Origin of the sequence: Blastococcus carthaginiensis (assembly GCF_030731085.1) — a bacterium.
Lineage (GTDB): Bacteria > Actinomycetota > Actinomycetes > Mycobacteriales > Geodermatophilaceae > Blastococcus > Blastococcus carthaginiensis.
The window spans coordinates 242,976-267,637 of record NZ_JASNFN010000001.1 but is presented as its reverse complement, the minus strand read 5'-3'; the positions used below and the strand labels follow the sequence as shown (position 1 = coordinate 267,637).

General features: G+C 74.3%; 23 protein-coding genes. 6 read left to right on the top strand and 17 right to left on the bottom strand.

Features of this window, described 5'->3' with window-relative positions:
• Nucleotides 1-40 precede the first annotated feature (40 nt).
• A complete protein-coding gene (gene rsgA, locus QOZ88_RS01265; protein WP_305998023.1) occupies nt 41-1,054 on the bottom strand; it encodes a ribosome small subunit-dependent GTPase A in 1,014 nt (337 codons plus the stop codon).
• 259 nt (nt 1,055-1,313) lie between these two features.
• Complete coding sequence (locus QOZ88_RS01260; RefSeq protein WP_305998022.1) at nt 1,314-2,600, bottom strand: adenylosuccinate synthase; 1,287 nt, start codon at nt 2,598-2,600, stop codon at nt 1,314-1,316.
• A gap of 119 nt (nt 2,601-2,719) precedes the next feature.
• Between QOZ88_RS01260 and QOZ88_RS01255 the strand changes: the two genes are divergently transcribed.
• The 3 genes from QOZ88_RS01255 to QOZ88_RS01245 all read left to right on the top strand — a co-directional run bounded on the left by QOZ88_RS01255 (nt 2,720) and on the right by QOZ88_RS01245 (nt 5,375).
• Nucleotides 2,720-3,334: a hypothetical protein gene (locus QOZ88_RS01255; RefSeq protein ID WP_305998021.1), complete on the top strand. Its 615-nt coding sequence runs from the start codon at nt 2,720-2,722 to the stop codon at nt 3,332-3,334.
• 137 nt (nt 3,335-3,471) lie between these two features.
• Entirely contained in the window at nt 3,472-4,542 is a 1,071-nt protein-coding gene (locus QOZ88_RS01250) for an ABC transporter permease (RefSeq protein WP_305998020.1), read from the top strand.
• Nucleotides 4,539-5,375: an ATP-binding cassette domain-containing protein gene (locus tag QOZ88_RS01245; RefSeq protein WP_305998019.1), complete on the top strand. Its 837-nt coding sequence runs from the start codon at nt 4,539-4,541 to the stop codon at nt 5,373-5,375. Before QOZ88_RS01250 ends, QOZ88_RS01245 begins: the two co-directional genes overlap by 4 nt.
• A gap of 39 nt (nt 5,376-5,414) precedes the next feature.
• Here QOZ88_RS01245 and QOZ88_RS01240 read toward each other — a convergent pair whose 3' ends face one another.
• The 8 genes from QOZ88_RS01240 to QOZ88_RS01205 all read right to left on the bottom strand — a co-directional run bounded on the left by QOZ88_RS01240 (nt 5,415) and on the right by QOZ88_RS01205 (nt 12,671).
• Nucleotides 5,415-5,558: a GPGG-motif small membrane protein gene (locus QOZ88_RS01240; protein ID WP_170852249.1), complete on the bottom strand. Its 144-nt coding sequence runs from the start codon at nt 5,556-5,558 to the stop codon at nt 5,415-5,417.
• A 154-nt stretch (nt 5,559-5,712) separates the two neighbouring features.
• Nucleotides 5,713-6,135: a DUF3151 domain-containing protein gene (locus QOZ88_RS01235; protein WP_305998018.1), complete on the bottom strand. Its 423-nt coding sequence runs from the start codon at nt 6,133-6,135 to the stop codon at nt 5,713-5,715.
• A 2-nt stretch (nt 6,136-6,137) separates the two neighbouring features.
• A complete protein-coding gene (fbaA, locus tag QOZ88_RS01230) occupies nt 6,138-7,172 on the bottom strand; it encodes a class II fructose-bisphosphate aldolase (protein WP_305998017.1) in 1,035 nt (344 codons plus the stop codon).
• Nucleotides 7,173-7,423: 251 nt separating this feature from the next.
• Complete coding sequence (locus QOZ88_RS01225; RefSeq protein ID WP_305998016.1) at nt 7,424-8,776, bottom strand: FAD-dependent oxidoreductase; 1,353 nt, start codon at nt 8,774-8,776, stop codon at nt 7,424-7,426.
• A complete protein-coding gene (locus tag QOZ88_RS01220) occupies nt 8,773-10,191 on the bottom strand; it encodes an FAD-binding oxidoreductase (RefSeq protein WP_305998015.1) in 1,419 nt (472 codons plus the stop codon). The genes QOZ88_RS01225 and QOZ88_RS01220 overlap by 4 nt, the downstream gene beginning before the upstream one ends.
• A 118-nt stretch (nt 10,192-10,309) precedes the next feature.
• Complete coding sequence (pyrE, locus tag QOZ88_RS01215; RefSeq protein WP_305998014.1) at nt 10,310-10,864, bottom strand: orotate phosphoribosyltransferase; 555 nt, start codon at nt 10,862-10,864, stop codon at nt 10,310-10,312.
• 108 nt (nt 10,865-10,972) lie between these two features.
• Nucleotides 10,973-11,638 carry a fasciclin domain-containing protein gene (locus QOZ88_RS01210; protein WP_305998013.1) on the bottom strand — a complete coding sequence of 222 codons (666 nt, stop codon included), beginning with the start codon at nt 11,636-11,638 and terminating at the stop codon, nt 10,973-10,975.
• 142 nt (nt 11,639-11,780) lie between these two features.
• Nucleotides 11,781-12,671, bottom strand: coding sequence for a molybdopterin-dependent oxidoreductase (locus QOZ88_RS01205; protein ID WP_305998012.1), 891 nt, complete (start codon nt 12,669-12,671; stop codon nt 11,781-11,783).
• On the opposite strand from QOZ88_RS01205, the gene QOZ88_RS01200 reads away from it, so the two are divergent.
• A complete protein-coding gene (locus QOZ88_RS01200) occupies nt 12,640-14,013 on the top strand; it encodes a hypothetical protein (protein WP_305998011.1) in 1,374 nt (457 codons plus the stop codon). The genes QOZ88_RS01205 and QOZ88_RS01200 overlap by 32 nt on opposite strands.
• Before the next feature lie 12 nt (nt 14,014-14,025).
• Here QOZ88_RS01200 and QOZ88_RS01195 read toward each other — a convergent pair whose 3' ends face one another.
• Together QOZ88_RS01195 and clpB are read right to left on the bottom strand one after the other, a co-directional pair.
• The gene (locus QOZ88_RS01195) at nt 14,026-14,769 is read right to left on the bottom strand and encodes a hypothetical protein (RefSeq protein WP_305998010.1); all 744 of its coding nucleotides are present in this window, start codon (nt 14,767-14,769) and stop codon (nt 14,026-14,028) included.
• Between the two features lie 142 nt (nt 14,770-14,911).
• Complete coding sequence (clpB, locus tag QOZ88_RS01190) at nt 14,912-17,497, bottom strand: ATP-dependent chaperone ClpB (protein WP_305998009.1); 2,586 nt, start codon at nt 17,495-17,497, stop codon at nt 14,912-14,914.
• A 216-nt stretch (nt 17,498-17,713) separates the two neighbouring features.
• On the opposite strand from clpB, the gene QOZ88_RS01185 reads away from it, so the two are divergent.
• Both QOZ88_RS01185 and QOZ88_RS01180 read left to right on the top strand, forming a co-directional pair.
• On the top strand, nt 17,714-18,178 hold the full coding sequence (locus tag QOZ88_RS01185; protein ID WP_305998008.1) for a MarR family winged helix-turn-helix transcriptional regulator: 465 nt from the start codon (nt 17,714-17,716) through the stop codon (nt 18,176-18,178).
• 88 nt (nt 18,179-18,266) lie between these two features.
• Nucleotides 18,267-18,704: an OsmC family protein gene (locus QOZ88_RS01180; RefSeq protein WP_305998007.1), complete on the top strand. Its 438-nt coding sequence runs from the start codon at nt 18,267-18,269 to the stop codon at nt 18,702-18,704.
• Nucleotides 18,705-18,768: 64 nt separating this feature from the next.
• On the opposite strand, the gene QOZ88_RS01175 is transcribed toward QOZ88_RS01180, so the two are convergent.
• The 5 genes from QOZ88_RS01175 to QOZ88_RS01155 all read right to left on the bottom strand — a co-directional run bounded on the left by QOZ88_RS01175 (nt 18,769) and on the right by QOZ88_RS01155 (nt 24,648).
• Complete coding sequence (locus QOZ88_RS01175; protein ID WP_305998006.1) at nt 18,769-20,448, bottom strand: DHA2 family efflux MFS transporter permease subunit; 1,680 nt, start codon at nt 20,446-20,448, stop codon at nt 18,769-18,771.
• Between the two features lie 53 nt (nt 20,449-20,501).
• Nucleotides 20,502-20,984 (bottom strand): MarR family winged helix-turn-helix transcriptional regulator, encoded by a 483-nt coding sequence (locus QOZ88_RS01170; protein ID WP_305998005.1) that lies wholly within the window; start codon nt 20,982-20,984, stop codon nt 20,502-20,504.
• Nucleotides 20,985-21,131: 147 nt separating this feature from the next.
• Nucleotides 21,132-22,607: a dihydroorotase gene (locus QOZ88_RS01165; RefSeq protein ID WP_305998004.1), complete on the bottom strand. Its 1,476-nt coding sequence runs from the start codon at nt 22,605-22,607 to the stop codon at nt 21,132-21,134.
• A complete protein-coding gene (locus tag QOZ88_RS01160) occupies nt 22,604-24,010 on the bottom strand; it encodes an FAD-dependent oxidoreductase (protein WP_305998003.1) in 1,407 nt (468 codons plus the stop codon). The genes QOZ88_RS01165 and QOZ88_RS01160 overlap by 4 nt, the downstream gene beginning before the upstream one ends.
• Nucleotides 24,007-24,648 (bottom strand): aspartate/glutamate racemase family protein, encoded by a 642-nt coding sequence (locus tag QOZ88_RS01155; RefSeq protein WP_305998002.1) that lies wholly within the window; start codon nt 24,646-24,648, stop codon nt 24,007-24,009. The genes QOZ88_RS01160 and QOZ88_RS01155 overlap by 4 nt, the downstream gene beginning before the upstream one ends.
• Between the last annotated feature and the right edge of the window lie 14 nt (nt 24,649-24,662).

The window sequence follows — 24,662 nt, the reverse complement described above, 5'->3', positions numbered from 1 at the left end:
CCGGGGCCCGGAGGGCTCCCGGCGCGGTCCACGCAGCGGCTCAGCGCGAGCCCGCCCGCTGCCTCGCCGCGGTGCCGTCCGGAGGACGACGGTGTCGTCGCGCCCGGGCGTCCACGCGGAGCTGCTGGCGGTGGGCCTCGGCCTGGAGCTTGCGCCAGGAGGTGAAGCGGGCGGGGTCGAGCCGGCCGTCGGCGATCGCGGCCGCGACCGCGCACCCGGGCTCCCCCCGGTGGCCGCAGTCCCGGTAGCGGCACTGCGTCCCCAGCTCCGCGACGTCGGCGAACGCGCGGTCGACGCCGTCCGCGTCGTCGTGGAGGCCCAGCTCCCGCATGCCCGGGGTGTCGATCAGCGACCCGCCGCCGGGCAGCCGGTGCAGCTCCCGCGCCGTGGTCGTGTGGCGCCCCCGGCCGTCGTCGCGGACCTCGCGGGTACCGGCCACCGCCTGCCCGGCCAGCGCGTTGGCGAGGCTGGACTTGCCGACCCCGGAGGGGCCCACCATGGCGGCCGTGGTCCCGGGCGGCACCAGCGCCCGGACGGCGTCCAGCCCCGCCCCGGTGACCGGGCTGACCGCCAGGACCGGGACGCCCAGGGCGTCGTCGGCGACCTGGGCGACCCCGGCCGGCACGTCGGGGCACAGGTCGGCCTTGGTGAGGACGACGACGGGCGCCGCACCGCTGCTCCACGCCACGGCCAGGTAGCGCTCCACCCGGCGCAGCCGGGCGGGCCCGATCAGCGCGTCGACCACCAGGACGGTGTCGACGTTGGCGGCCACCACCTGCGCGGCCGAGGTGCGGCCGGCAGCGGTGCGCGTGAAGGCGCTGCTCCGGGGCAGCACGGCCACCGCCAGCTCCCCGCGCAGGGCCACCCAGTCACCGACCGCGGGGCCGCCGGTGGCGTCGTCGTGCAGGGCGGGCGCGGGGTGGACCCGGCGCTCGCCGTCGGCGGCCAGCACGGTCAGCCGCGCGCGGTCGACGCGCACCACCCGGCCGGGCTCGCAGCCCGCGGTCAGCGCGGCGGCGCGGTCCGGCGTCCAGCCGAGATCGGTCAGCTCCACGCGCGGCATGCTCCCGCTACGGCGGAGGCCTGTCGCGCCAATTTCCGGGCACTGCACGGTCGTGGCGAGTGGGGGCCGGAGGCCTCCGCGCAGCCGCGACGCAACGGCTCAGCGCGGCGGGGGACGGCCGTTGGCCGCGGTGTCGTCCGGAGGACGACGATGTCACTGCCCGGAGGCCTCCCCGAGGAGGCCCGGGCAGGGCTCAGTGCACCAGGGGACGCCACCTGGTCGCGGTGTCGTCCGGAGGACGACAGGTCACTCAGAGCAAGTCCCGGACGACGACGTTCTCGTCGCGACCGGGACCGACGCCGATCACGCTGATCCGGGCGCCGGAGAGCTCCTCCAGCCGCCGAACGTAGGCCTGGGCGGCCGCGGGCAGCTCGTCGAAGGTGCGGCAGTTCCGGATGTCCTCGAACCAGCCCGGCATCTCCTCGTAGACCGGCGTCGCGTGGTGGAAGTCGGTCTGCGTCATCGGCATCTCGTCGTGCCGGACCCCGTCGATCTCGTAGGCGACGCAGATCGGCACCGTCTCCAGGCCGGAGAGCACGTCGAGCTTGGTGAGGAAGAAGTCGGTGATGCCGTTGACCCGGCTGGCGTACCGGGCGACGACGGCGTCGAACCAGCCGCAGCGCCGGTCGCGCCCGGTGGTGACGCCGACCTCGCCGCCGTGCTTGCGCAGGTACTCGCCCCACTGGTCGTGCAGCTCGGTCGGGAACGGGCCCGAGCCCACGCGGGTCGTGTAGGCCTTCAGGATGCCGACGACGCGCTCGATCCGCGTGGGGCCCACCCCGGCGCCGACGGCCGCCCCACCCGCGGTCGGGTTGGACGACGTGACGAACGGATAGGTGCCGTGGTCGACGTCGAGCAGGGTGCCCTGCGACCCCTCCAGCAGCACCCACTCGCCGGCGTCCAGCGCCTTGCCCAGCAGCAGGCGGGTGTCGGCGATGCGGTGCTTGAGCTGCTCGGCGTAGCCGGCGTACTCCTCGACGACCTCGTCGACGTCGATGGCCTTGCGGTTGTAGACCTTGACGAGGACCTGGTTCTTCTCCTGCAGCGTCCCCTCGAGCTTCTGTCGCAGGATCGACAGGTCGAGCAGGTCCTGGACGCGGATGCCGACGCGGGCGACCTTGTCGCCGTAGGCCGGGCCGATGCCGCGCCCGGTGGTGCCGATCTTGCGCTTGCCCAGGAACCGCTCGGTGACTTTGTCGAGGGCCCGGTGGTGCGGCATGATCAGGTGCGCGTCGGAGGAGATCACCAGCCGCGAGGTGTCGACCCCGCGCTCCTCCAGGCCCGCCAGCTCGCGGATGAGCACCTCCGGGTCGATCACGACGCCGTTGCCGATGACCGGCGTGCAGCCCGGCGTCAGGATCCCGGAGGGGATCAGGTGGAGGGCGTACTTCTCGCCGTCGGGCGTGATCACCGTGTGCCCGGCGTTGTTCCCGCCCTGGTAGCGGACGACGTAGGGGACGCGGCCGCCGAGCAGGTCGGTGGCCTTGCCCTTGCCCTCGTCGCCCCACTGGGCACCGATCAGCACGACAGCGGGCATCGGCTCGTAGCTCTCCTGTCGGGCGGGGTGGCGGCGCGGATCTGCAGCTCGACACCCGGGTCGATCCGTCCGGCAGGTCGGCCGGGGCGGTGGGGTGGGACGGGTGACAGGGTATCGGCATGTCCTCGGTCGAGCTGGACCTCCGCCGCCTGGGCCCTGCGGAGGCACCCCTGCGCAGTCAGTTGGAGCCGGTCGCCACGGCCGGACGGCTGGTGGTGCGGGGCCCCGTCGCCGGCCTGTCGGGGGCTCTGGCGGCGCTGCTCAAGGCCGGGCGGACGGCGGAGGTGCCCGTGGCGTGGGAACCGGCCGCCGACAAGGCCTCGACCGCGCTGGCCCGCGCACTGGGCATCGGCAGCGGCGAACCGCGGGACCTCGGCCTCGTCCGCGACGACCACGGCGGCGTGCTGCTGCACCACGGGCGCCTCGAGGCCTCCGGTGACGGCCGCCGCTCCCTCTCGCGCCGGCTGGGCCTGCAGGCCTACCACGACGACATCAAGGTGGCCGACGGCGAGATCACCCGGATCGACGTGCGGCCGGACTGGACCGCCGTCGACACCATCGCGGTGACGGTGATGACCCAGCCGCTGCGGCCGATCCGGCAGACCAGCGGGCGCGCCCTGCAGGTCGCCTCCGACCCGGCGCGGATCGTCCGCGACGGGGTGCCCTACGTGCGGCCCGTCGACCGGTGGACCTGGTACGCCGACGACCGGGTGCGGTGGCGCCTGGATCCCTGACAGGGCGGCCGTTCCAGCACGCCGGCAGGCTCGGCGCGGGCGGCTGCGGCGGGCGGCGGGCGTCGTGGACACTGGAGCGCACCCGACCCGCCCGAGGAGGACCCGCTGCCGACGTCCTGCCACCCCACCGGGTCGCCGTGCCGGTGATCTCCGACCCGCGCTCGGCCTTCGGCGCCCGGATCGCCGAGGTGCCCGCCGGCCGCCGCTTCCTGGCGCGCGCGTTCGCGCGACCCAGCCTGCCCGCCGTCGTGGGGCTGGTCGTCGTCGTCGCCTTCTTCGCCGTGCGGATGCCCGACCTGCTCAGCCCCTTCGGGCTGGCGACGGTCCTGGACACCGCGGCGCTGCTCGGCATCGGCGGCGTCGCGGTCGCGCTCCTGCTGGTGGCCGGTCAGTTCGACCTGTCGGTGGGGGTCGTCGCGGTCGCGAGCTCGCTGCTGACGGCGCTGCTGATCGGCTACGCGGGCTGGAGCACCTGGCCGGCGCTCCTGGTCTCGCTGCTGGCCGCGCTCGCGGTGGGCGTGGTCAACGGCGTCCTCGTCGTGAACACCGGCCTGCCCAGCTTCCTGGTCACGCTGGCGACCTTCCTGATCCTGCAGGGCACCTCCCAGGCCGGGTCGCAGGCGGTGGCGGGTGGCACGCGGGTCAGCGGGCTCGACGAGACCCCGGGCTGGACCTCGGCGACCGCCGTCTTCGACGCGACCGTCCAGCTCGGCAACGGCCGGTTCAGCGTGAGCATCCTGTGGTGGCTCGGCCTCACGGCGCTGGCCACCTGGGCGCTGTGGCGCACCAAGTTCGGCAACGCGGTGTTCGCCAGCGGCGGCGCCCGCCAGGCGGCCCGCGAGCTGGGCGTGCCGGTGCGGCGCACCACGGTGGCGCTGTTCTGCCTCACCTCGGCGGCCGGGTGGCTGCTCGGCACCATGACGCTCGTCCGCCTGGCCAGCGTCCAGGCCGGCGGGACGGTGGGAATCCTCAGCGGGATCGACTTCATCGTGGTGGCGGTCATCGGCGGGTGCCTGCTGACCGGCGGCTACGGGTCCGCGATCGGCGCCTCCGTCGGCGCGCTGCTCTACGCGGTGGCCCGGGAGGGCATCACGCTGGCCGACTGGGACACCCGGTGGTTCCAGGCGCTCCTGGGGGTGCTGCTGCTGGTGGCGCTGCTGGCCAACGGCGAGGTGCGACGGCGGCTCCGTGCGAGGCCGCGGTCGTGAGCGCCACCCCGCCCGCCGTCGAGGAACGGGTCGAGGGCGCGACCCCGGTCATCGAGCTGCGCGGCGTCACCGTGCGGCACGGCAGCGTGCCGGCGCTCAGCCGGGTCACCGTCGCCCTGCTCCCTGGGCAGATCACCTGCGTCCTCGGGGAGAACGGGTCGGGCAAGTCCACCCTCGTGCAGGTGCTCTCGGGGCTACGCCGCCACGACGAGGGCGAACTGCTGGTCGGGGGCGCGCCGACGCGCTTCCGCTCCCCCCGGCAGGCCCGGGAGGCGGGGATCGCCACCGTGTGGCAGGACCTCGCCGTCGCCCCGCTGCTGGCGGTGTGGCGGAACTTCTTCCTCGGCGCCGAGCCCACCCGCGGGGTGTGGCCGTTCCGCCGGCTGGACCTGGACGGCGCGCGCGAGACGACGATGCGTGCGATGGCGCGGGTGGGCGTCACCGGGCTGGACCCCGACCAGCCGGCCAGCGCCCTGCAGGCCGGTGAGCGGCAGAGCCTGGCGGTCGCCCGGGCGCTGCACTTCGGCGCCCGGGCCCTGGTCATCGACGAGCCCGTCACGCCCATGACGGTGGCGCGCCAGACGCTGTTCGGGCAGGCGGTCCTGGCGGCCCGCGCCCGGGGGCTCGCGGTCGTCGTCGTCACCAACAACCCGCGCTACGCCCACCTCATCGGCGACCGGTTCCTGCTGCTGGCCCACGGGCAGATCGCGGGGAACCTCACCCGCGACGACGTCGACTCCGACGTCCTCACCGCGCTGATGGCCGGCGGGGACCAGCTCACCACGCTGACCGACGCGCTCACCGCGCTCCACCCGGAGCTCGGCGAGCGCTGAGCTCCCCGGACCCCCGCGACGGCGGGGGCCCGGGGCCGATCAGGTGAAGACGCTCACCCCGCCCGGGCCCACCAGCAGCCCGACCACGATCAGGACGATGCCCCACACGATCTCCTTGCGGATGATCGCCACGACACCGGCGACCACGAGGACGACGGCGAGGATCCAGAGCAAGGTGGCCATCAGAGGTCTCCTCTCCAGGGCGCCCTTCTGGCGCCGCGCACTCTGCGTAGTGATCAGGAGCGCGGTGATCCAAACCCGGAGACCCGAAAGTGCTGGTAGGGCTGGCGACGGGGGGGTCTGCGTTCGCGGACCTCCCGTTACCGATCGTGAACGATCAGATCGCCAACGTCCGATCGCAGTCCCGGAGCAGCTGGGTGCACCGCTCGGCCTCCGCCGTCTCACCGATCGCCTCGGCCGCCCGGGCGAGCACGGTGACGCAGCGCAGGAACCCCTGGTTCGGTTCGTGCGACCACGGCACGGGGCCGTAGCCCTTCCACCCGTTGCGGCGCAGCGCGTCCAGCCCGCGGTGGTAGCCGGTGCGGGCGAAGGCGTACGCCTGGACCGTGTCGACGAGCGCCCGCTCGGGTCGGCTCATCGCCTCCTCGGCCAGGCCCGCCCACACCCCGCTCACCGTGGGGTGGTGCGCGGCGGCCTCGGCCAGCGTGGCGCCCTCGGCGAGTTCGGCGTCGGCCTCCGGCGTCGGCGGCAGCAGGGTCGGATCGGGCTCGCCCAGCAGGTTCCCGTGGGAGTGGCTCACGGTCACGCCCCCTGCGACTGGCCGGCCGACAGCAGGTGCTCGCAGGCCTCGACGACGCGGGCGGCCATGCCGGTCTCGGCGGCCTTGAGGTAGCTGCGCGGGTCGTAGGTCTTCTTGTTGCCGACCTCGCCGTCGATCTTCAGCACGCCGTCGTAGTTGCCGAACATGTGGCCAGCGATCGGCCGGGTGAAGGCGTACTGGGTGTCGGTGTCGACGTTCATCTTCACCACGCCGTAGGAGAGCGCCTCGCGGATCTCCGACTCGGCCGAGCCGGACCCGCCGTGGAACACCAGGTTGAACGGCTTGGCGTCCTCCCCCAGGCCGAACTCCTTGGCGACCAGCGCCTGGCCGCGCTGCAGCACGTCGGGGCGCAGCTTGACGTTGCCCGGCTTGTAGACGCCGTGCACGTTGCCGAAGGTCGCCGCGAGCAGGTAGACCCCGCGCTCCCCCAGCCCGAGCTGCTGCGCCGTGCGCAGGAAGTCGCCGTCGGCCGTGTAGAGCTTCTCGTTGATCTCGGCGACGACGCCATCCTCCTCGCCGCCGACGATGCCGATCTCGAGCTCGAGGACGATCTTGGCCGCCGCCGACTTCTCCATCAGCTCCTCGGCGATGTCGAGGTTCTCGCCGAGCTCGATCGCCGAGCCGTCCCACATGTGCGACTGGAACAGCGGCTCCTGACCGGCGTCGACCCGGTCCTTGGACAGGGCGATGAGCGGGCGCACGTAGGAGTCGAGCTTGTCCTTCGGGCAGTGGTCGGTGTGCAAGGCCACGTTGACCGGGTACTTCTCGGCGACGACGTGGGCGAACTCGGCCAGCGCGACGGCGCCGGTGACCATGTCCTTGACCCGGGTGCCGGAGCCGAACTCCGCACCACCGGTGGAGAACTGGATGATGCCGTCGCTGCCGGCGTCGGCGAACCCGCGCAGCGCCGCGTTGACGGTCTCCGAGGACGTGCAGTTGATCGCCGGGTAGGCGAACCCGCCCTCCTTCGCCCGGCTGATCATGTCGGCGTAGACCTCGGGGCTGGCGATGGGCATGCGGCACTCCTCCGTCGGGAACGGCTGTACGGCGCTGTACGTGCGGATGTCGGTGAGCAGTATCGCGCCGGGGCGCTCGGTCCGGGGCGTCGGGGCGGACGCGGAGCCCCGAGGTGGTCACCAGGACCACCGCCCGGGTGACGTCGACCTGCGCGCCGCTCGGCTCGACCGTGCGCGGGTCGACCGCCGAGAGGCCTCCGTCGCCGGCGGCGGGACGCCGTGCTCGCGGTCGGCCATCCCGGCACCCCGGCTCAGCCCTGCTCGATGCGGCTGACCACCCGGGCGGCGACGACCACCGGGTCGTACGTGGGCGAGAACGGCGGGGCGTAGGACAGGTCCGAGCCGGCGAGGTCCTCGGCGGTCATCCCCGCCCAGATGGCGGCGGCGAGCACGTCGATCCGCTTGCCGCTGCCGGGCCCGCCCACGATCTGGGCACCGAGCAGCCGCCCGGACCCGGCCTCGCTGAGGAGCTTGATCGCGATCTCCTCGGCGCCCGGGTAGTAGCCGGCCCGCGTCGTCGCCTCGATCGTGTCGGTGCGGTAGTCGAACCCCGCCTGCTCGGCCTCCGTGGTGCACAGCCCGGTGCGGCCGATCTCCAGCTCGCCGACCTTCGTCAGCGCGGTGCCCAGGACCCCGGCGAAGCGGGCCGCCTGGCCGCCGATCACCGACCCGGCCACCCGGCCCTGCTTGTTGGCGTGGGTGCCCAGCGCGACGTGGGTGGCCTCGCCGGTGACCCGGTGGAAGGTCTGCGAGCAGTCCCCGGCGGCGTAGATCTGCGGGTGCGAGCGGGTGCGCTGGGTGCGGTCGACGGCGATGGCGCCGGTGGTGCCGAGGCGGATGCCGGCCTGCTCGGCCAGCGCCACCTCCGGCCCCATGCCCAGGCCCAGCACGACGAGGTCGGCGTCGTAGCTGCCGGCGTCGGTGCGCACCCCCCGGGCGCGGCCGGAGTCGTCGACCAGGATCTCCCGCACCGCCTGGTCGGGGTGCATCTCCATGCCCATGGCGCCCATGCCGGCGCAGACCCGCTCGGCCATGTCGCTGTCGAGCAGCTGCATCGGCAGGGGGTCGGCGAGCACCACGGTGACCTCGAGCCCGCGGCGCTGCAGCGCCTCGGCCATCTCCAGCCCGATGTAGCCACCCCCGAGCACCAGGGCGCGGCGCGGGCCGGCGTCGAGGGCGGCCCGGATGGCGGCGCCGTCGTCGAGCCGGTGCACGCCGAAGACGCCGGGGGCGTCCAGGCCGGGGATCGGCGGGCGGTTCGGGCGGCCGCCGGTCGCGATGAGCAGCCGGTCGTAGCCGATCCGCTCGCCGGTAGCGGTGACGACCTTGCCCGCGTCGGCGTCGATCCCGACCGCCCGCGTGCCGGTGTGCACGGTGATGTCCCGGGCGGCGAACTGCTCCGGCGTCCGGGCGATCAGCTGCGCACGGTCCTCGACCTGGCCGCCGATCCAGTACGGGATGCCGCAGGCGGAGTAGGAGACCACGTCACCCTGCTCCAGCACGACGATCTCCAGGTCGTCCGCGTCCCGGAGCCGGCGCGCCTGCGACGCCGCCGACATGCCTGCCGCATCGCCACCGATGACGACGAACCGCTCCCTGCTCATCGCCCCAGCGTGGCACCCGCCGGCGTGCTGCGGAACACCGTCCCCGGGTTGAGCAGGCCGGCCGGGTCGAGGGCGGACTTGATCGAGCGGTGCACGTCCAGCGCCACCGGGCCGATCTCCCGCTCCAGCCAGTCGAGCTTGATGGTGCCCACCCCGTGCTCGCCGGTGGTCGTCCCGCCCAGCGACAGCCCCAGCGCCAGGATGTCGTCGAACGCCGCGTAGGCCCGCTGCCGCTGGTCGGCGTCACCGGCGTCGAAGCAGACGGTCGGGTGCATGTTGCCGTCGCCGGCGTGCCCGACGACACCGATGACGACGTCGCGGTCGGCGGCGATGGCGTCGCAGCCGTCCAGGAACCCGGCGATCCGCGAGCGGGGCACGGCGACGTCGTCGATGAGCACCGCGCCCCCGACCCGCTCCAGGGCGGGCAGCGCCATGCGCCGGGCCGCGAGCAGCAGGTCGCCCTCCGCCTGGTCCTCGGTGGAGTGGACGAACTGCGCGCCGGCCTCCTCGCACAGCGCGGTGAGCACCGCGATCTCCTCGGCGGCGGCCGCGCCCCCCGTGTCGGACTGGGCGACCAGCAGCGCCCGGGTGTCGTGGTCCAGGCCGGCCTTGAGCACCTGGTCGACGGTGCGGATGCAGGTGCCGTCCATGATCTCCAGCAGGCTGGGCACCAGCCCGGCGGTGACCACCCGCTCGACGACCTGCCCGGCCTGCGCCGTCGTCGCGAAGGAGGCGGCCAGGGTGACCGGCGCCTTCGGGGCGGGGCGGAGCGCGAGCGTGGCCTCGGTGATGACGCCGAGCGTTCCCTCGGAGCCCACGAACAGCCGGGCGAGGTCGTAGCCGGCCACGCCCTTGACGGTGCGCCGGCCGGTGCGCAGCACGCGCCCGTCCGCCAGCACCACCTCCAGGCCGAGCACGTAGTCGGTGGTGACGCCGTACTTCACGCAGCAGAGGCCGCCGGAGTTGGTGGCGAGGTTGCCGCCGATCGTGCACCAGTCGTAGCTGGAGGGGTCCGGCGGGTAGAACAGCCCGCTGCCGGCGACCGCGTCGCGCAGCTGCTTGTTGACCACGCCCGGCTGCACGACGGCCAGCCGGTCGGCGGTGGAGACCTCCAGCACGGCGTCCATGCGGGTCATCACGAGCGTGATCCCGCCGTCGACGGCGTTGCTGCCGCCGGCGAGCCCGGAGCCGGCACCGCGCGGCACCACCGGGATGCCGTGCCGTGAGGCGACCCGCAGGACGGCGGCGACGTCGTCGGTGCGACGCGGGAAGACCACGGCCGCGGGCGTGCCGGCGGGCGCCATCATCGCCTGGTCGCGGGCGTAGGCCGCCGTCACGTCGGGGTCGGTCAGCACGCTGTCGGGGCCCAGCGCGTCGGTCAGCTCGGCGAGCCACGTCGCCGTCGTCGTGGTCACCGTCACACCGTAGGACCTCCGGCGATGATCAGGTCACCTGGTCGTCAGGGGTCCTGGCTCAGCACCGGTGGTGAGCCAGGACCCGGAATGATCAGCTCACCTGATCATTTCGGGCGGGTCAGACGAGGCCGAGGTCGGCGAGGGTGAAGGCGGCCCGGTACTCGAAGCCGGCCTCCTCGACCGCCGTGCGCCCGCCCCGGTCGACGACCACCGCGACGGCCACCACCTCGGCGCCGGCCTCCTGCAGCGCCCCCGCCGCGGTCAGCGGGCTGCCGCCGGTGGTCGACACGTCCTCGACCACCAGGACGGCGCGCCCGGCGACGTCCGGCCCCTCGATGCGCCGCTGCAGGCCGTGCGCCTTGCCCGCCTTGCGCACCACGCAGGCGTCGAGGAAGCCCTCCCCCGCCGCAGCCGCGTGCAGCATGGCCGCGGCCACCGGGTCCGCGCCGAGGGTGAGCCCGCCGACGACGTCGTAGCGCAGGTCGCCGGTGAGCTGGCGCATCACCCGGCCCACCAGCGGAGCGCCCTCGTGGTGCAGCGTGAGCCGGCGCATGTCGATGTACCAGTCGGCCTCCTGCCCGGACGAGAGCGTGACCTTCCCGTGCACCACGGCGAGGTCGAGGATCAGCTGGAGCAGCCGGTCGCGGTCGGGCAGGGCGGTGGGAGCCGTCATGGCCCGAAACCCTAGACACGGGCCCGGAGACGCCGCAGGGCCGCGGCCCGACGCGAGGTCGGACCGCGGCCCGGTGCGGTCCCCTCCCGCTCGCGGAGGGGTGCGGCGTCAGCCGGCGGCCGGCTGGAGCACCTGGTCGATGATGTAGACGGTGGCGTTGGCGGTCTGCACGTTGCCGCAGATCACCGAGGCCTCCATGCCGACGACCGTGCCGTCCGCGCCGATGGTGAAGTCCTCGCCCGAGCCCTCGATCGTCACCTCGTCGTTGTTCAGCGTGGTGTGCGTACCGGCCAGCTCGTCGGGGGCGAGGCGGCCCGGGATGACGTGGTGGGTCAGCACCGCGGTCAGCGCCGGGGTGTCGGCGAGCAGCCCCTGCAGCGCGTCGGCCGGGACGGCCTCGAACGCCGGGTTGGCCGGGGCCAGCACGGTGATGTCCTGGGTGGTGTTCAGCGTGTCCACGAGGTTGGCCGCCTGCACCGCCTGGACCAGCGTCGACAGCGCCGGGTTGTTGCCGGCGGCGGTCGCCACCGGGTCGGCGCTCATGCCCTGGAAGCTGCCCGGCCCCTCGGTGGGCACCGCCGCGCAGCCCTCGCCGAACGGCTCGTCGGAGACCGGTGCGGCGGCGGCGGTGCTCTCCGGCGCGGAGCTGCTGGTGCTCGGGGTGGTGGCGGCGGTGCTCTCGGCGGCGGTGTCGTCGGAGCCGCAGGCGCTGAGCGTGATCGCCAGGCTCGAGACGGCGGTGAGCAGGATCCCGCGGGTGAGGGCGCGCGTCATGGTGGTGCTCCTGTTCCTTGTCCAGCGCGACGGCTGGGTGGCGGTCGATCCGAGGTGGGGCGCGGCCGCGGTACGGCCGGTGGGTCGTCATCGGCGGGGCCGGGACGGGTCGGGGAGTCCGGGTCGGTGCCCGGACGGCGGGTCACGCGGCGACCACCTGCACGGTGTGCCAGCCGGTGGCACCGCTGGGGAAGGGGGCCGCCCGCTCCTCGGGCTGCGCCTCGCCGTCGGCGCTGGTGGCGCGGACGGCGACCGAGTGCCGGCCGGGGGCGAAGTCGACGGGGAGCACCCACTGCCGCCACAGGTCGGCGTCGACCTGCGGGGACAGCTCGGCCGGCACCCAGTCCCCGTCGTCGACCCGCACCTCGACCCGGGCGATGCCCCGGGTCTGCGCCCAGGCCACGCCGGCCACGGGACGGCGGCCGGCCGGGAACGACCGCAGCGGCGCGGGGGTGTCGATGCGCGAGAAGACCTTGATCGGCGCCCGGGCGGCCCAGTCGCGCTCCACCCAGTAGGGGTCGACGGCCTCGAAAGTGGTGGCGTCGATGCCGGTGAGCCACTTGCAGGCCGAGACGTAGCCGTAGAGGCCCGGGATGAGCATGCGCACCGGGAAGCCGTGCTCCACGGGGAGCGGCTCGCCGTTCATGCCGAGGGCGAGCATCGCGTCCTGGACCTCCAGCGCGGACCGCGTCGGGGCGCCGATCGTCATCCCGTCCTGCGAGCGGCACACCAGCTGGGTGCTGCCCGGGCGCACGCCGTTCTCCCGCAGCAGCGCGCCGAGCGGGACGCCGAGCCAGCGGGCGGTACCGGCCAGGCGGCCCCCCACCTCGTTCGAGACGCAGGTCAGGGTGATGTCGCGCTCGACGAGGTCGTCGCGCCCGAGGAGGTCGTCGAGGGTGTAGGAGCGCGGCGTGTCGAACATCCCGGTGAGGGTGAGCCGGTAGTCCGCGGGGCGGATCTGCGGCACGGTGATCGCCGTGTCCACCCGGTAGAAGTCGCGGTTGCCCGTGAACAGCGGCGTCAGCCCCTCCACCCGGCGGGCGAGGTCGGCCCCCTGCGGGGAGGGCCGGTGCCGGCGAGGCCGGCCGCGGGAGCACCAGCCCGCTGCGCTCGGCGGCGACGTCGAACCGCTGCTGGAGCAGGCGGCCGCCACCGCCGGCCACCGCGGCCACGCCGACGGCCACGCCCCCGGTGAGGAAGAAGCGGCGCCGGTCCATCCCGGCCCCCTTGCGGTCACCGCCGGCGAGCGCTTCGCGGAGCCGGTCGCTGAGCGGGACGTCGGCCGGTGCGTTCGAAGGGTCAGCCGGCGCCGGCTCGACCGGCGCCTGCAGCGGAACCAGCAGCGCGAGCAGGGCGACCACGCCGGCGGCGGCGCCGACCAGCGAGGGCAGCCCGTCGAGCAGGCCGGCGGCCGGGCGGGTGACCGCCGCAGCGACCCCGACGAACCCGAAGAGGACGACGCCCGCGGCGCCCAGACGGCGGCGGCGCAGCCCCACGAGCCCGACGAGGAGCGCGTAGAGCGCCACGACGACGAGCGTCCCGACCACCAGGGCGATCTTGTCCGCCTCGCCGAACGTGCGGATCGCGAAGCTCTTGACCGCCTCCGGCGTGAGCGTGATGGCGGCGTCGCCGACGGCCACGACCGGCGCGGCGGCGCGGCCGACGGCGGCGGCCACGAGCTCGGCCACCCCGAGGGCGACCGCGGCGGCGACCAGCCCGGCCAGCGCCGCGAGCAGGCGCCGCACGCCGCGGCCGGGCACCGGGTGCGCCGGTCCGCCGGGCTGCACCCGGACGTCCTGCTCGGTCGTGGTCACGGAGGGTGTTCGCGGGCCGGTGCCGATCCGGATTCGACCCGGGCGGAAAAACTCGAACACCGTCCCGGCGGCGGGCCGACGGTCTGCCAGGCTGGAGGGGTGCCGGCCGATCCCCGCCCCCGCCCCGTCGACGGAGACGCGACCCCCCAGACACCGCCGTCGGCGCGGGTCGCCATGGCGCTGCTGGCGACCCTCGCCGTGCTGCTCCTGCTGTACGTGACGATCACCTGGCTGGGCCGCGACGGGGTCCGGCAGGCGCTGACCGAGGCCGGCCTGACCGCGGACGAGGCCCAGCAGTTCCTGCTGGTCAACATCACCGCCCCGCTGGTCCTGGGCATCGCCTACGCGGTCTCCGCGTGGGCGGTCTCCGGCCGCCGCCGGTGGGGGCTGTGGACCGGCGTGGTCTCGACCGTCGTCCTGGCGCTGGTGCTGCTGTCCACGATGCTCACCGCCGGTGGCGTCACCGTCGTCGCGCTGCTGCTGCTGGTGCTGTCGGTCGGGGCGGCGGCCAGCCTGGTCGCGCGGACGACGCGGGACTGGCTGGCCGCCGGCCGGGCCTGAGCGCGGCCCGGCTCAGCCCTGCCCGGTGGCGCGCTGCCACTTGCGGAAGCGGTACCAGTCGTTGGACGGCTTCATCGCCAGCAGCACCACCCCGGCTGCGGTCAGGGCGAGCTGGAACCAGGAGAGCGTGGTGACGAAGGGCAGCGGCCCGCTGGCGACGGCGCTGAACGGGCCGGTCAGCAGCGCCAGGCCGCCCAGGACCCACAGCACGATCCGCGCCCAGTTGCGCCCCTGCCAGGCGAACCACACGAACAGCAACTCCAGCAGGAGCACGAGGACCGTGAAGCCGATCGTCGCCTGCGCCATGAGCTCGGCGAACGCCTCGGGGTCCAGACCCTCGAACTCGGGGCCCTGGAGGTCCGCGCCCGCCTGGTCGACGGTCCAGGCCAGCAGCTCGTCCCAGTTGAGCAGGGTGACGACGGCCGCCACGGCGCTGAGCACCAGCGAGCCGAGGAAGGCGCCGATCCCGGCCCGCACCGTCAGCGGCCGCTCCATCGGCTCGGGCGCACCCGGGCCCCAGCCCTGCGGCGCCGCGGGCGCGGGGGCGTAGCCGTAGGGATTCTGGCCGTAGGGGTTCTGCGGCGGCTGCCCGTACGGAGGCTGACCACCCTGCGGCTGCCCGTACGGCGGCTGACCACCCTGCGGCTGCCCGTAGGGCGGCTGCCCCGGCGGCGGACCCCACCCCGGCTGCTGGCCGCCCTGCCCCTCGGGCTGCCCCTGCTGCCGACCGTGCTGGTCGTCCTGGCCCGCCGTCATCGCGTCTCCGCCTCTCGGTTCCGGTCGTCGCCCGCGATCATCGACGACGCCCTGCCGGGGAACCAGCACGGCACGCGGTGCCACCCGATCAGGCGGTGCGCCCGCCGGGCCCCGGAGGGCCCGGCGGGCAGGGTGCGCACGGCTACGCCCCGCGGGTGACCAGCAGCCCCTCGACGTCGCCGCCGGGCCAGTCGACGACGACCTCGTCGCCGTCCCGGATCTCGCCGGAGAGCAGCGCCTTCGCCAGCTGGTCGCCGATCGCCGACTGCACCAGCCGGCGCAGCGGCCGGGCGCCGTAGACCGGGTCGAACCCGTTCAGTGCCAGCCACTCGCGCGCCGCGTCGGTGACCGTGAGGGTCAGCCGGCGGGCGGCCAGCCGGCGGGCCAGGACGCCGACCTGGATGTCGACGATCCCGGTCAGCTCCTCGCTGCCGAGCGCCCGGAAGACCACGACGTCGTCCAGCCGGTTGAGGAACTCGGGCTTGAAGTGGCCCCGGACGACCCCCATCACCGTGTCGCGGCGCCGGTCCTCGGCCACCGACTGGTCCGCGATGAGCTGGGAGCCGAGGTTCGACGTCAGGATCAGGATGGTGTTCCGGAAGTCCACCGTCCGGCCCTGGCCGTCGGTGAGCCGGCCGTCGTCGAGCACCTGCAGGAGCACGTCGAAGACGTCCGGGTGGGCCTTCTCCACCTCGTCGAGCAGCACGACGGTGTACGGACGGCGCCGGACCGCCTCGGTGAGCTGCCCACCGGCCTCGTAGCCGACGTAGCCGGGCGGCGCCCCGACCAGCCGGGCCACCGAGTGCTTCTCGGAGTACTCGCTCATGTCGATGCGGACCATGGCCCGCTCGTCGTCGAACAGGAACTCCGCCAGCGCCTTCGCCAGCTCCGTCTTGCCGACGCCGGTGGGGCCCAGGAACAGGAACGACCCGGTCGGCCGGTCGGGGTCGGCGACGCCGGAGCGCGCCCGCCGGACCGCGTCGGCGACCGCCCGCACCGCGTCGGGCTGCCCGACGACCCGGTGCCCGAGCTCCTCCTCCATGCGCAGCAGCTTCTGGGTCTCGCCCTCGAGCAGCCGCCCGGCAGGGATGCCGGTCCAGGCCTGGACGACCTCGGCGATGTCGTCGGGGCCGACCTCCTCCTTCAGCATGGAGGCCTGCTCCTCGACCGACGCCTCCGCCTCGGCCAGCGCCTTCTCCAGCTGCGGGAGCCGGCCGTAGCGCAGCTCCGCCACGCGGGCGAGGTCGCCGTCGCGCTCGGCGCGCTCGGCTTCGGTGCGCAGCCGCTCGAGCTCCTCCTTGGCCTGCTGGATCCGGGTGATGGCGCTCTTGTCCTGCTGCCAGCGGGCGGTCAGCTCGGCCAGCTCCTGGCGCTTGTCGGCGAGGTCCTCGCGCAGCCCGGCCAGTCGCTCCAGGGACGAGGGGTCGTCCTCCTTGGCCAGCGCCATCTCCTCGATCTCCAGCCGGCGCACCGCGCGCTCGACCTCGTCGACCTCGACGGGGCGGCTGTCGATCTCCATGCGCAGCCGGCTGGCGGCCTCGTCGACCAGGTCGATCGCCTTGTCGGGCAGGAACCGGGACGTGACGTACCGGTCCGACAGCGTGGCCGCCGCGACGATCGCGCCGTCGGTGATGCGCACGCCGTGGTGCACCTCGTAGCGCTCCTTGAGCCCGCGCAGGATGCCGATCGTGTCCTCGACCGAGGGCTCGCCGACGAAGACCTGCTGGAAGCGGCGCTCCAGGGCCGGGTCCTTCTCGATGTGCTCGCGGTACTCGTCGAGCGTGGTGGCCCCCACCATGCGCAGCTCGCCGCGGGCCAGCATCGGCTTGATCATGTTGCCCGCATCCATGGCGCCGTCGCCGGTCGCGCCCGCCCCGACGATCGTGTGCAGCTCGTCGATGAAGGTGACGATCTCGCCCTCGGCCTCGGTGATCTCCTGCAGGACGGCCTTGAGCCGCTCCTCGAACTCACCGCGGTACTTCGCGCCGGCGACCATCGCGCCGAGGTCCAGCGCCATCAGCCGCTTCCCCTTGAGGCTCTCCGGGACGTCGCCGGCGACGATGCGCTGGGCCAGTCCCTCGACGATCGCCGTCTTGCCCACGCCCGGCTCGCCGATGAGGACCGGGTTGTTCTTGGTGCGGCGCGAGAGCACCTGCACGACCCGGCGGATCTCGGTGTCCCGGCCGATGACCGGGTCGACCTTGCCCTCCCGCGCGCGCTCGGTGAGGTCGACCGCGAACTTCTCCAGCGCCTGGTACGTGGCCTCCGGGTCGGCGGTGGTGACCTTGCGGTTGCCCCGCACGGTGCGGAAGGCCGCGAGCAGCGCGTCGCGCGTGGCGCCCGCGCTGGTGAGGACGGCGGCGGCCTCGCCCTCGGACCCGGCCAGCCCGACCAGCAGGTGCTCGGTGGAGACGTACTCGTCACCGAGCGCCCCCGCCTGCTCCGAGGCGGCGTTGACCACCCTGAGGAACTCGCGCGAGGGCGCGGGCGCCGGAACCGTGGCGCCGCTGACGCTCGGCATGCGGCGCAGGGCGGCGTCGGCCTTGCTGCGCACGTCGGCCGGGTCGGCGCCGACCGCGGTGAGCAGCGGGCCCGCGATGCCGTCGGCCTGCTCCAGCAGGGCCACGAGCAGGTGCAGCGGCTCGAGGGCCGCCTGACCCCGGCCGACGGCGAGGCGCTGAGCGCCGGCGACGGCCTCCTGCGAGCGGGTCGTGAGCTTGCTCTCCATGCCGGGGGGCACGTCCTTTTCTCTCGGGCACGCCGTCCCTCCGTGGGCGGCGTCATCGCTCCCTGCAACGAGCCGCGGGTTGAGTCTGTTCCGCTCAACTCTGCCACGCCGATCCATCCTGCCCGGGCGCCAACCGCCACCACCAGGCCTCTTCCGAGGGCAAGCCCAGGGCGGAACGTCCCGGTTCCTCAGCCCGGAAGCCCCTAGACTGGCGGCATGACCGCCATGCCGGCTCCGAGCGTCGCGCTCGACGACCAGCTGTGCTTCGCGCTGTACGCCGCGTCCCGCGCGGTGACCGCTCGGTACCGCCCCATGCTCGACGCCATCGGTCTGACCTATCCGCAGTACCTGGTGATGCTGCTGCTCTGGGAGCAGGACAACCAGACGGTCGGCCAGCTCGGCTCCCGGCTGGCCCTCGACAGCGGCACCCTCTCGCCCCTGCTCAAGCGGCTCACCGCGGCGGGGCTGGTCACCCGGCACCGGCGGGTCGAGGACGAGCGCTCGGTGTCCATCGCCCTCACCGACGCCGGCCGGGCCCTCGAGCAGAAGGCCGTGGCCATCTCCGAGGAGATGATCGGCGCGATCGGCTTCGACACGAGCGAGTTCGACGACCTCAAGGCCCGGCTCCGGCTGCTCACCGACCGGGTCAACGGGTCGGTCGGAATCCCCGACCAGGCCTGACCCCCGCGGTAGCCCGCGCTCGCGGCGGGTAGGAGGGCCGGCACAGCGCCGCCCGAGCCAGAGGCGGCCACGGCCCGGAAGGGGCAGCATGCCCACTCGTACCGCCCGCACCGCCTGGAACGGCACCCTGCAGGAGGGCTCGGGGCAGGTGGAGCTCTCCAGCTCCAAGGTCGGCACCTACGAGGTGTCCTTCCCCAAGCGCGCCGCCGACGAGGCCGGGGGCACCACCAGCCCCGAGGAGCTCATCGCGGCGGCTCACTCCGCCTGCTTCGCCATGGCGCTCTCCAGCGAGATCGGGAAGGCCGGCGGTACGCCGCAGTCCCTCGAGGTCTCCGCCGACGTCACGCTCGGCCAGCAGGACGGCGCCCCGACGATCACGGGCATCAAGCTGACCGTGCGCAGTGAGGTCGAGGGGCTCGACGCCGCCGGCTTCGACAAGGCGGCCCAGGCCGCCAAGGCCGGCTGCCCGGTGAGCAAGGCGCTGACCGGCACCGAGATCACCCTCGACGCCGCGCTGGAGGGGTGACCTCCGGCTGAACGCCCGACGGCCCGTCTCCCCCTGGGGGAGACGGGCCGCCGGCCGTGCCCGCTCAGCGGGTCGGAACCGCTGCGGCGTGCGCCACCTCGCCGGTGCGCTCGCCGTCGGCGTCGCGGCCCTCGATCGCGTCGGTGTCGATGCGCACCGCAGGCGCCCGCTCGGTCCGCTCCCGCTCGTCCCCGGTCTCCGTCCGCAGGGCGACCTCGCGGATGAAGAGGACGGCGAGGACGGCGACGAGCGCCACCACGGCCGAGATCAGGAAGACCCGCCCGGTCGCGTCCCCGTAGGAGAGCCGGATCAGCTCCTGCACCGGCGCGGGCGCGTCGGCAAAATCGGCCAGACCGACATCCCCTCCCCCGGCGGCCGCCGCCTCCGCGGCCCCCGGGCTCCGCACCATGCCCTCGCGGATCAGGTCGCCGACGTGATTGCTCAGCACCGCACCGAGGACCGAGACGCCGATCGTGCCGCCGAGGCTGCGGAAGAAGGCCACCGCGGAGCTGGCCGCCCCCAGGTCGCGGGCCGCCACGGTGTTCTGCACCGCGAGCACCAGGTTCTGCATGCTCATGCCGATGCCCACGCCGAGCACGAACAGGAAGGCACTGAACGGCACCATGCCCGTCTCGTGGTCGATCGTCGCCAGCAGCGCGAAGCCGGCCACGACCAGGACCGAGCCGGCCGTGAGGTAGGCCTTCCACCGGCCGTAGCGGGTGATGAGCAGCCCGGACACCGTGGAGGAGATCAGCAGGCCACCGACCATCGGGATGGTCAGGAGCCCGGCCTCGGTGGGCGAGTACCCCCGCGAGATCTGCAGGTACTGGCCGAGGAACACGGTGGAGCCGAACATCGCCATGCCGACGGCGACGCTGGCGATGATCGCGAGCGCGGTGGTGCGGTCGCGGAAGAGCCGCAGCGGCACGATCGGCTCCGCGGCCCGCACCTCGGTGACCAGGAAGGCCACGACCGCCAGGGCCGCCCCGCCGAGGAACAGCGCCGTCTCGACCGACGCCCAGCCGAAGCTGCCGCCGGCCAGCGTGACCCAGATGAGCAGGGCCGACACACCGGCGGTCAGGAAGGTCGCGCCGAGGTAGTCGATCGTCACGTCCCGCCGGGTGACCGGGAGGTGCAGCGTGCGCTGCAGGAGCACCAGCGCGACGGCGGCGAAGGGCACGCCCACGTAGAAGCACCAGCGCCAGCCCAGCCAGCTGGTGTCCACCAGGAGGCCGCCCAGCAGCGGGCCGCCGACGGTCGCGACCGCCATGACCGCGCCCAGGAGACCGGAGTAGCGGCCGCGCTCGCGCGGGCTGATCATCGCGGCCATCGCGATCTGCACCAGCGCCTGCAGACCGCCGAGCCCCAGGCCCTGCAGCACCCGCCAGGCGATCAGCGTGTCCACCGACTGCGCGAGCCCGGCCAGCATCGACCCGGCGATGAACACCACGATCGACAGCTGGATGAGCAGCTTCTTGCTGAACAGGTCGGCCAGCTTGCCCCAGATGGGCGTGGACGCCGTCGAGGCCAGCAGGGTCGCCGTGATGACCCAGGTGTACTGGTTCTGCGTGCCGCGCAGCTCGGTGATGATCGTCGGCAGGGCGTTGGAGACGACGGTCGAGGACAGGAACGCCACGAACATCGCGAGCAACATGCCGGAGAGGGCCTCCAGCACCTGGCGGTGGGTCATCCGCCCCTGCTGCTCGACGGGCGCCTCGGCGGCGGGGGTCTGGACGGTGGTCACGGAACTCCTGGACGGCTGGCGTGCGGGGTGGGGGAGGAGCGGGCGCCGGGCGGTCACCGGGCGGCTCCTGCATGCTCGGCGCTCGCCGGCGCGCCGACGACGTCGATGTCGCCGACCAGGCGCTCGAGCAGGCCGGCGAGCCGCTCGGCGTCGTCGTCGTCCCAGTCGCCCAGGGCGGTCAGCGCCCACGCGGAGCGGAGCGCCCGCGAGGTGGCCAGCGCCTCGGCCCCGCGGTCGGTGATGTGGAAGAGGGCGGCGCGGCCGTCGCGCGGGTCGGGGTGGCGGTCGACGTAGCCGGCCCGCTCCAGCGCGGCGAGCTGCCGGCTGGCGACCGAGCCGTCGACCCCAGCCAGCGCGGCGAGGGCGCTGCAGCGGAGGTCGCCGTCGCGCTCGAGCGGGAGCAGGAGTGCCCAGCCGAACGACGGCAGGTCACCGTGCAGGTGGGTGGCGGCGCGCGAGCTCAGGTGGCGTCCGGCGCGGATGAGCTGGGCGACGCTCGCCATGAGGCGGTCCCGCATCGGGAGGCTGAGGGGCATGACGACGTCCTCGGGAAGGCAACTGCTTGCAGACCGAAACCATACGCCTGGTTGGTTGGGGTCTGCAACGATGCCTCGGGTGCCCGGAACGGCACGGCGCCCGGACCCCGGGCGGGGTCCGGGCGCCGTGGTCGGGAGGTGCCGGGCTCAGCCGGTGTAGGGCCGGTGCAGGTAGCGCCCGGCCGGGCTGCCGGTGATCGCGCCGTCGGCGAGCACATGGTTGCCGCGCACCCAGGTGTCGGTCACCTTGGCGCCGAGTTCGAAGCCCTCGAACGGCGTGTACTCCTGCGTCGACTCCGACTTCGCCGCCTCGACCGTCCAGGTCGCCGACGGGTCGACGAGGCAGAAGTCCGCGTCGTACCCGACCCCGATCGTCCCCTTGCCCGGCAGCCCGTACCGCTGGGCCGGGTTCCAGGAGGTCAGCTCCGCGATCCGCCGGTAGCTCAGCCCGCGGCGCCGGCCCTCGCTCACCAGGCCGGGCAGCAGGTACTCCGCCCCGCCGAAGCCGGACTTGGCCAGGAAGATGTCGTCCCGCCGCTCGCCGAACTTCTGCTCGTCCTTGCAGCAGGCGTGGTCGCTGACCACCCAGTCGACGTCACCGGCGAGCACGTGCTCCCAGAGCGCCTCGACGTCCTCGCGCGGCCGCAGCGGCGGGTTCACCTTCCCGCCCAGCCCGTGCGCGGTGTCGATGTCCGCGAGCAGGTGCCCGATCGTGACCTCGCGGCGGAAGTCCACGTGCGGGAAGACCTTCGCCATCCGCAGGGCGGCGGTCAGGGCCTTCCGCGACGACAGGTGCAGCAGGTTGATGCTCGGCAGACCGGTCTCGTCGGCCAGGAAGGACGCGATCGTGACCGCCAGCCCCTCCGAGTGCGGGGGCCGGGAGGCGCTGTAGGCGGCCAGGCCCGAGAGCGTCCCCTCCTTCATGACCATCCGGGTGTAGGCGGTCATGATCTCCGCCGTCTCGCAGTGCAGGGACAGCGAGACGTGCGGCGCCTTGTCCGCCAGCTTCTCCCGCGCCTCCTGGACGCCGCGCATGACGAACTCGAAGTGCGCCAGGTCGTAGCGTTCCCCCTGCGGGATCATCAGGAACGAGCTCTGGTCGGACGACGCGCCGTGCAGCCCGTGCCCGCCGTAGAACATGAAGATCTTGAACGAGGTGACGCCGAACTCCTCGATGAGCTCGGGGATCTCACCGATGTGCTCCTGCGCCATCGGCGCCAGGTGGAAGGCGTAGTCGATGTAGGAGCGGCCCTCGGACGCCGCGAGCACCTTGGGGAAGAACTGCCGGTAGGGGCCGCCCTCGTTGAGGTAGTACTGCCCGGTGCGCATGTAGGTGAGCCCGGTGGTGACGCCGCCCTGCGCGCTGGCCCGGCTCTCGGTCCCGGCGTCCTCGCCCAGCGGGTTGTAGATGCCCCAGTGCTGGTGCGCGTCCACCACGCCGGGGAAGGCCACCCGGCCGCGGCCGTCCACGACCTCGTCGGCGTCCTCGGCGGGGATGTCCCGCTCCACCCGGACGAACTTCCCGTCGACGACGCCGAGGTCGAGCGCCTCGCCGTCCTCGGCGCCGGAGACGTCCGGCCGGACGACCGTGACGTTCTTGACAAGGGTCTGGAGGCGGGTCATGCGGTTCCTTCCTCGGAGGTGGTGGCGGCCGGCCGGCCGTGGCCCGCGGCCACGTGGTCGGCGGCCAGGTAGGCCAGGCCCAGGGCGGGCAGGAGGCCGTTGCCGGCCAGGTAGCCGGCGGCGCCGTGACCGGAGATCCCGGCCGCCGCCCCGCCGGCTGCGTAGAGCCCGGGGATGACCGAGCCGTCGGTGCGGGTGACGCGGGCGTGCTCGTCGACGACGAGACCGCCCTGGGTGTGGAAGAGCGCCGGCACGACGCGGACGGCGGCCAGCGGCGGGGCGAGCTCCGCCTCGAAGGAGGTCCGGCCGAGCCGGTCCTCGGCCTCGCCGCGGGCCAGGGCCGCGGCCCCGGCGAGCTCGTCGGCCAGCGCGTCGGCCGGTAGGCCGGTGGCCGCGGCCAGCCCGGCGACGTCGTCGGCCCAGACCAGGGCGCCGCCCTCGATCGTCTGCCGGAAGTCGGTGAAGGGCAGGCAGGCGTCGTGGATCCGCCGGTCGAGCACGATCCAGGCCGTGGCGCCGGGTTGCCGGGCGATGACCGAGGCGTACTCGGAGTAGCCCGACGTCTCGTCCCCGAAGCGCCGCCCGTCCTGGCCGACGATCACCGCGCCGTGCATGACCGTCGCCCAGCCCACCAGGGTCGACGACCGCGCCGCCAGCGCCCCGTGGCCCTGGTAGGCGTCGAGGTAGGCGGTGCCCGCCCCGAGCTCCGCGCCGATGCGCAGCGCGTCCCCCCGGGAGGCCTCGCTGCCGTGGTAGACCGCGTCGGCGATCTCCGGGAGGTGGCGGCCGACCAGCTCGCGGTCGGCGCCGTAGCCGTTGGTCGCCAGGAGCACCGCCGGCGTCTCGACCTCCTCCGTGGCACCGTCTGGAGTCTCGATGACCGCGGCGCGCACCCGGCCCTCGTCGTCGAGGCGCACCTCCACCAGCTTGGCGGGAACCAGCAGGTCGATCCGCTCCTCGGCCTTCACCGCGGCGACCAGGTGGTCGAGCAGGACGGTGCCGTGCCGGCCCTCGATGGTGTGGCAGCGGTCGGCGGTGTGGCCCGGGTAGTGGAAGTCGGTGACCAGCGCGAGCGGCAGCGCGACGTCGTCGGCCAGCCACTCGACCAGCGGCGCGCTCACCTCGGCGAGGGCCCGCGCCAGCCGCTCGTCGGCCTCCCCATTCGTCTTGCGCCGGATGTCCTCCACGTAGAGCTCGGGCGAGTCCTCGATGCCGGCCTCCCGCTGGAAGCGGGATCCCGCGCCGGGGATCATCGCCGTCGACATCGAGGTGTTGTTGCCGCGGCGGAAGTGCTCGCTGACCTCGACGACCAGCACGTCGAGGCCGTGCTGCGCCGCCCGCAGCGCGGCCGCCAGGCCCCCGCCGGCGCCCGCGACGACCAGGTCGGGCCCGGTGTCGCTCACGCCGCCTCCCCCGCCGCGATCAGCCGCAGCGCCAGGGCGGTCGGGTCGACCACGCGCACCGGCCAGGCCGCCGCCTCCGCCGGCAGGTCGACGGCGCTGCAGCCGTTGACCAGGTCGCCGGCGCCGGCCCGGCCCATCCGGCCGACCACCGCCTCCAGCGACGCGCCCCAGCGGTCGGCCTGGTGGATGGCGTCCACGTCGAGGTCGAGCACCTCCACCCCGGTGAAGGAGCCGCCCAGGCCGTAGACGTCGACCTGCCGCGCGAGCTCGTCGGCGATCGGCCGGTTGCGGGTGACGGCCCCGACGGAGCGCCCGGCGAGCACGCTCCACGTCATGCTGGTGCGCAGCAGGCCGAACACCGGGCGGCCCAGCGTCCCGGCCAGCGCGGGGACGCCGGGGTCGAGCACGCAGTCGGGCAGCAGCGCGTCGGCCCCGTCCGGTGCCTGGCGCAGCGCCTCGGTGACCATGCCCTCGCTGTCGCGCACCTGCTGCTCGGTGTCCAGGGCGCGCGGCGCCTCCGCACCGATGTCGTGCAGCTCCACGCTCAGACCTGGTGGGCAGAGGGCGTCGTAGCGCGCCTGCCGCCGGGCCAGCTCCTCGGCGGGGACGTGGATCGGGGTGACGGCGTAGATGCGCACGGAACTCCTCGGGG